The organism is Thermoactinomyces sp. DSM 45891, assembly GCF_900119485.1.
GTDB lineage: Bacteria > Bacillota > Bacilli > Thermoactinomycetales > Thermoactinomycetaceae > Baia.
Map to the genome: position 1 here is coordinate 280,326 of NZ_FPJZ01000001.1, position 6,773 is coordinate 287,098.

5 protein-coding genes, 1 pseudogene and 1 riboswitch are annotated in these 6,773 nt (G+C 42.4%); all 6 genes and pseudogenes read right to left on the reverse strand.

Annotated features, from left to right (window positions below):
• Positions 1 to 18: 18 nt before the first annotated feature.
• Entirely contained in the window at positions 19 to 1,704 is a 1,686-nt protein-coding gene (kdpA, locus tag BT147_RS01400) for a potassium-transporting ATPase subunit KdpA (RefSeq protein ID WP_072330154.1), read from the reverse strand.
• A gap of 28 nt (positions 1,705 to 1,732) precedes the next feature.
• The gene (gene kdpF, locus BT147_RS15940; RefSeq protein WP_353640695.1) at positions 1,733 to 1,801 is read right to left on the reverse strand and encodes a K(+)-transporting ATPase subunit F; all 69 of its coding nucleotides are present in this window, start codon (positions 1,799 to 1,801) and stop codon (positions 1,733 to 1,735) included.
• A gap of 320 nt (positions 1,802 to 2,121) precedes the next feature.
• Positions 2,122 to 2,283: riboswitch (cyclic di-AMP (ydaO/yuaA leader) on the reverse strand.
• Between the two features lie 193 nt (positions 2,284 to 2,476).
• Positions 2,477 to 3,658, reverse strand: coding sequence for a NupC/NupG family nucleoside CNT transporter (locus BT147_RS01410; protein WP_072330158.1), 1,182 nt, complete (start codon positions 3,656 to 3,658; stop codon positions 2,477 to 2,479).
• A gap of 141 nt (positions 3,659 to 3,799) precedes the next feature.
• Complete coding sequence (locus BT147_RS01415) at positions 3,800 to 4,918, reverse strand: M20/M25/M40 family metallo-hydrolase (RefSeq protein WP_072330160.1); 1,119 nt, start codon at positions 4,916 to 4,918, stop codon at positions 3,800 to 3,802.
• A gap of 70 nt (positions 4,919 to 4,988) precedes the next feature.
• Positions 4,989 to 6,008 (reverse strand): alpha/beta hydrolase, encoded by a 1,020-nt coding sequence (locus BT147_RS01420; protein WP_072330162.1) that lies wholly within the window; start codon positions 6,006 to 6,008, stop codon positions 4,989 to 4,991.
• A gap of 141 nt (positions 6,009 to 6,149) precedes the next feature.
• Positions 6,150 to 6,773: pseudogene (locus tag BT147_RS15360) on the reverse strand (collagen-like protein); the annotation flags it as partial.

Genomic DNA, 6,773 nt, shown 5'->3' on the forward strand with positions numbered 1-6,773 from the left:
TTGTAATTTCTCTCCCTTTTAACGAATAGACAAAAACTCTGCAATCGGACCTAGAACGAGGACGGGGAAAAAGGTAAGAGCCCCTATGATAAGTACCGTACCGATCAAAATAATCCCGAATGTTGCATTGTCGGTACGGAATGTACCGATCGTCTCAGGTACTGGTTGTTTTTGTGTTAATGAACCAGCTACAGCTAACAGGGCAATGATCGAAATATAACGTCCGAGTAGCATCACAACCCCGGTAGAGATATTCCAAAAAGGTGTATTATCTCCCAATCCTTCAAACCCTGAACCGTTATTCGCTCCCGCTGATGTAAACTCATATATCACTTGCGAAATCCCATGGAAGCCTGCGTTACTGATCGCATCTGTGCCTAAATGAGTCATAAAGGCAATGGCAGATGGACCTAAGATAATCAGTGGATGAATGAGTAGTGCAATCACAATCAACTTCATTTCACGTGGTTCGATTTTTCGTCCTAAAAATTCGGGTGTACGACCTACCATGAGTCCCGCTAGGAAAACCGCCAGAATCGCGTACATCAACAGATTAACAAAGCCAACACCTTCTCCGCCAAACACATTGTTTAGCATCATCAATCCAAATGGAACGAGGCTACCTATAGGCGTAAGCGTATCATGCATATTATTAACCGTACCTGTGGTGGCCGCAGTGGTTAATGCAGTAAAGAAGCTGGAAAGCGGTATCCCAAACCGTACTTCTTTTCCTTCCATACTCCCTTGAGTCGAGGAAAATCCTTCATTATTCAGTGCAGGGTTCCCTGCTTGTTCAGCACAATAAATCACAGTAAGCATAACGAGAAAGATGGCTAACATGGTTCCAAATAATACCCAACCCTGCTTCCGGTTCTTCACCATCAAGCCATAGGTAATAGGTAGAGCGGCAGGAATACACCACATGGCCAAGATGTGAAGAATGTTGGTAACGGCATTTGGATTCTCAAACGGATGAGCCGCATTAACTCCAAAAAATCCTCCACCATTGGTCCCAATATGCTTGATCGATTCCAGAGAAGCTACGGGCCCCATGGCAATGATCTGCACTTTTCCTTCAAGTGTCGTAACCGATGTACTTGCATCCAATGTTTGTGGTACACCGAATGCGACGAGAAACAACGTCACGATCACGGCAAGCGGAAGTAGCACACGAACATTGGCCCTAATGTAGTCTTGATAAAAATTACCGATGGTTTTCCCTTTACTTGATAAGGCCCTAATCACGGCAATCGCTACAGCTAAGCCCGTTGAAGCAGAGGTAAACATCATCATCGTTACGAAAATCATTTGCGTTAAGATCGTAAGACCTGTCTCTCCGCTATAATGTTGCAAGTTGGTATTCGTCATGAAACTAACTGCTGTATTAAAGGAGAGCATCGGCTCCATATTGGCAATCTTACCCGGATTCAGCGGTAAGAAAGTTTGTACTCGTAATATCAGATAGGAAATCACTAATAGAGCAGCATTCGCAAAGAGTAAGGCAAGTGAATACTTTTTCCAACCCGTTTCTTCCAGATTCTTAATCCCTGCCACTCGATAGATGAATTTTTCAAAAGGGAAGAAGAATCGATCTAGCTTGGTGTTTTCCCTCGAAAAAGCGAGATGTAAATATTTAGCTAATGGCACTGCAACCACAAATAGTAACATTAAGATAAGCAGAAACTGCAAAATAGCATTTCCCATTGTGCAAAAATCCTCTCATTGGTTATGTTTAAAATTTCTCTGGATAAAGGAATGCATAGACCAGATACACAAAAATCGCGAGCGTAACAGCACCCATCAGCCAGATCACTATTTTTCTCCTCCACTCTCTATCAGGTGACACCAGTTGATAAATCCGTAAAATAAGGCAAACGAAATCGCAAGCAACCCGATCATCGCAATATCTAACACGGATACTCCTCCTTGTATACATAAGCTAAACTATCTATCTTCCTAAATTTCCCCAGCCTTCTAATCCGTGTATTCTCTCAGTCATTTCATATGTCGATAGCTTTCGTACCAACACCAGAATCTTTAGCACCATTGAAATAGTTTTTTTGCACGCAAAAAACCAACAGGTGGTTATCCTGTTGGCTCTAATATACCCACAACAAATAACCCCCCTCTCACTACGCTTACGAGGTTAGCTGACGGATTCGGGTGCTGAGAGTCACCCTACTTATTCAAATCCATATCATTTGAATAAGATTCACCCCATGTGGTTCGCAATCAACCACAGTTGGTTCCCCCGTTCCCATTGGAATTCAGCGATTATAGGGAAAAGATGTTTATATGAAATTGAACTAATCTTACTCCCACAGCAAATCTATGTAAAGATTCATTTAAGACGAAAAATAGGCACATTATATCCCCTATTGCTCATATTAACGCTTACAATAAGGTTTTTCTTTATGAATCATCTATTCTCTACTTAAAAGAGCATCCTATCTAGACAGAATGCTCTTCGTTTCCCTTACAAAAACAATCCAACAATCGTACCCGATAAGATCGACGCTAAGGTAGAGCCATACAACAATTTCAAACCAAACTTCGCAACCTCATCTCCCTTTTTCTCATTCAATGCCTTAATCGCACCGGTAATAATTCCGATCGAGCTAAAGTTAGCGAAACTGACTAGGAAAACAGAAACGATCCCGACGGTTTTAGCGGAAAGCTGCTTCGATACATTTTGGAAGTCAAGCATAGCTACAAACTCATTTGTCACCAGTTTCGTTGCCATTACACTACCTGCTCTCACGGCCTCATCGAAAGGAACTCCCATCAAGAAGGCAATCGGTGCGAAGATATAACCAAGTAGGGTTTGGAACGAAATATGGAAGATAAATGTAAACAAGTAGTTAATGAAGTTGATTAAAGCAATGTACCCAAGCAACATCGCGGCCACGATAATCGCCACCTTAAAACCATCCATAATGCTCTCGCTAATGGCTTGAAAGAGATTAACCTTCTCTGCTGATTGCTCAATCGCTAAATCGTCCTCATCTCCAAGATCGTAAGGATTAATGAGATTGGCGATGATAAGAGCCGAAAAGATATTGATGATAATAGCCACAACCACATATTTGGGCTCCAACATCGTCATATATGCCCCTACGATTGCAATGCTAACCGCACTCATCGCCGATGTACATAACGTATAAAGACGCCGCTTAGATACTAACCCGAGTTGCTTCTTAGTGGTAAGAAACACTTCGGATTGTCCCAAGATCGCTGCAGAGACAGCTACATAGTTCTCAAGCTTCCCCATACCATTTAACTTACTTAATCCCAGTCCGATCACCCGAATGATAAACGGCAGTATGTGGTAGTGACTTAAAATCCCGATTAATACCGAGATAAAGACAATCGGCAATAGCACATCAAGAAAAAAAGTAGATGCCCCATTGTTCTCTAACCCGCCAAAAACAAAATCGACCCCACTGATTCCAAGCACGACTAACTTGTGAAATGCTTTTGAAACACCGGACACTATGGTAATCCCCACTTCTGTACTTAGCATAAAAAAGGTGAGAATTGCTTCTACGACTAGCATCACGATAATAGGCTTCAGCTTAATATCTTTCCGATTATGACTGGCTATATAGCCTAATACAAACACCAAAAGTAGACCTGTAAGGAAAAAGACCACATTCATATTTTCTGTCTCCTGTTTCGTTGTAATTAGCGTTATTTTTCCAAAGAAAGGGTTGGTTCATACGCTAATTCTTCCGTTTTTGGGACAAAAAGAAAAAACCCTGCATCATCAGGGCTTTTGAATAAAGCGGAACATCTTTTCTTACTTAGCACATTCCTGTGCAACTGCTACAAACAACTCAGCGGCTTTGTTAAGCTCTTCTATCGGCATATGCTCCTCGGTAGTATGTATTTTCTTATATCCTATTCCAAAGTTAACAGTTGGGATACCGTATCCAGCTATCACATTGGCGTCACTACCACCGCCGCTTCCACCAATTGCTGGGGTACGACCAATCCGTTTCACGGCAGCAACTGCTTTTTGAACCACTAGGTCTTTTTCTGTAAAAGAGAACCCTGGATAAAGGACATTGGCTTCCACATCAGCTATTGCACCGAAGTCAGCGGCCGCAGACTGGAACCCTTGTACCATTTTCTCTACTTGTTGCTGGAGTTTTTCTGCATTACGGCTCCGAGCCTCTGCTAGGATTTCCACGTATTCTGTCACGATGTTGGTTGCAGTACCTCCGTGAAAGCTACCGATGTTAGCTGTCGTTTCTTCATCAATTCGCCCAAGTGGCATACGAGAAATGGCACGGCTGGCCACTTGAATGGCACTAATTCCCGCTTCTGGATTCACCCCCGCATGAGCCGCACGACCATGGATGCGAGCAAGGATCTTCACTTGCGATGGTGCACTCACGATGATCTCCCCTACAGGTCCATTGGAATCTAAGGCAAATCCGAAATCGGCTTTTATGTATTGTCTTTCTAAGTGGCGAGCACCTACTAATCCAGACTCTTCTCCGATCGTAAGCACCAATTGAATCGTACCGTGTGGCACTTTCTGTTCTTGAAGTACACGAATCCCTTCTAAGATGGCTGCCAATCCGGCTTTATCATCACTACCCAGAATGGTCGTTCCATCGGAATAGATGTGGTCATCCTTGATAATCGGCTTAATCCCTTTGCCTGGAGTAACGGTATCCATGTGGCAAGTAAAATAAATCGTAGGAGTATCTCCCACAGTCCCGTTTAGGGTCGCAATCAGATTCCCCGCACCATACTTTGTCACAACTGCTGATCCATCTTCGACTACATCCAAGCCTAGGTCGGTTAGCTTTTGTTTCAACAGGTCACAAATCGCACGCTCGTCCCCTGTTTCGCTGTCCACTTGTACAAGTTCAATAAATTCATCAAGTATTCTTTGTTGGTTAATCATAATGGACTTCCTCTCCTCGTCAAGGGTATGCGTATATTGTAACACCGTTTTCGCATTAATACAGAAGGGTTCATCTCTTTTTGCTTAAAAATTCTAGAACCTGGTTAAAGGTTTTTTGTCCTGCTGGCGTATTCATTTTAAATTGAAATTCATGTGCTAACTCACCAAACTCTTTTTTATCAAAGAAAAGAGCATCTACATACACCCCTTTGCTTTGTAATGCGGTGGCTAGTTCTCTTCCTTGATCTTCAAATGATTTCGTGTTCCCATCGGTAATAAAGGAGGGTGGGAATTTTTCGGTGACATGGTTTAACACAGCCGCTATTTTTACTTCCGGTAACCCTTCCCAATCTTTTCTACCCAAGTACGCCCATCCAGTAGTACGTAAAAAGTCTTGTATGTTTTTATTTGTTTCCATCTTAGCCAGATTTGGCATATTATACGGGCCACAAAATAGCAACATGCCTTTCATTGTAGTCGGATCTACAATCGCATCCATTTTGTTTAATTTGGCATACTCTTTCGATGTCTGAATGTTAGCGAATTGACTTGATATCTGTGCTCCCGCAGAGTCTCCGGCAAAATAGACTCTATTTAGGTTTATGCCATATTTTTTATCATTTTTCTTCATGTACTCATATGCTTCGCCTAGTTGAAGGACAGGTGTAGGATATCTTCTTTTCGGAGCAAGAGCATAGTTAATATTTACCACAGTATAACCATGGGAAGCCAACTCTATCGCATATCCAGTGATATTTGATTTATCCCCTCCCACAAACCCACCACCGTGTACCCAAAAAATAGTAGGAGTTTCCTCTGTACGACTTTTCGGATAGATGATATCTAATTTCCCATCTGGAAATTTGGACTGATAATCGATATCTTTCACGATTGTTGTTTTATTTTCAGCTTCTCCATGCACAGCAGATGGAGCGAATACCCCACCTTCAAATGCTCTTTTAATCAAAAGTGATTTTGGAACGGGGGAAAGGTTCCAATAACTAATTCCGGCAATGGCTAGTCCTATAAGGGTGATGAAAGTGATGATCATTCTTTTTTTCCATGCTCCTCTAGATTTGGTTGTTTTCATTTGTATATAACACCTCTCTTTGATTCATGATTTCATCGTCTTAGTAAGAGAGTATAACCCATTTGTCATAAAAAAATTGAAACTAGCCTGTAAATCGAGAGTCGATTTTACAAGCTAGTTCTGTATGAGAATGAAGCGATACTATGTCAATCGATGCACCGACCAAACTGTGCCTGAAGGCAAGGAAGGATCTCCACCTATATCTAAACTAATAACTAATCCATCTGCGTTATAAAAAATGGAAACCTGATCTCCTGCGTCCAGATCAAAGTCACCTACTAATGTAATGGAGGCATTCCCTAGAATCACCCTTACCGTGAGAATCAATAAAATGTTAACATCCAATACAGGGAACAAACCCGAAACCAAAGTTGTCGCTGTAGGTGTCGTTCTTTGAATAGCAAAAGCAGGATTAACATTTGCACCAATTTGGGCAGTGATAGTGGCTGTTGTCGTATAACTAATCACTGCCTTCATTGAATACCTTCCATCTGTTGGAACTGTATACACTCCGGTGACTGGATTGAAATTACTTCCTGTATAGTAAGGAGTATTTGCTGGCGCTGTCCAACCAGCCAATATTGTGCTCGCGGCGGTACTCGTACCCGTAGGACGGAAAACAGAGAATCCTTCGATTGCAAGATTAGGACCAGTCGGGCCCGTATCTCCTTGTGGGCCGGTTGCTCCTTGTGGGCCGGTTGCTCCTTGTGGACCCGTTGCTCCTTGTGGGCCCGTTACTCCGGTGGCTCCGGTATTTGCGGCTGA

Bases quoted from the DNA above. Each gene is read 5' to 3' on its own strand.
- BT147_RS01420 (WP_072330162.1), bottom strand. From the start codon at position 6,008: ATGAAAACAACCAAATCTAGAGGAGCATGGAAAAAAAGAATGATCATC.
- BT147_RS01415 (WP_072330160.1), bottom strand. From the start codon at position 4,918: ATGATTAACCAACAAAGAATACTTGATGAATTTATTGAACTTGTACAA.
- BT147_RS01410 (WP_072330158.1), bottom strand. From the start codon at position 3,658: ATGAATGTGGTCTTTTTCCTTACAGGTCTACTTTTGGTGTTTGTATTA.
- kdpA (WP_072330154.1), bottom strand. From the start codon at position 1,704: ATGGGAAATGCTATTTTGCAGTTTCTGCTTATCTTAATGTTACTATTT.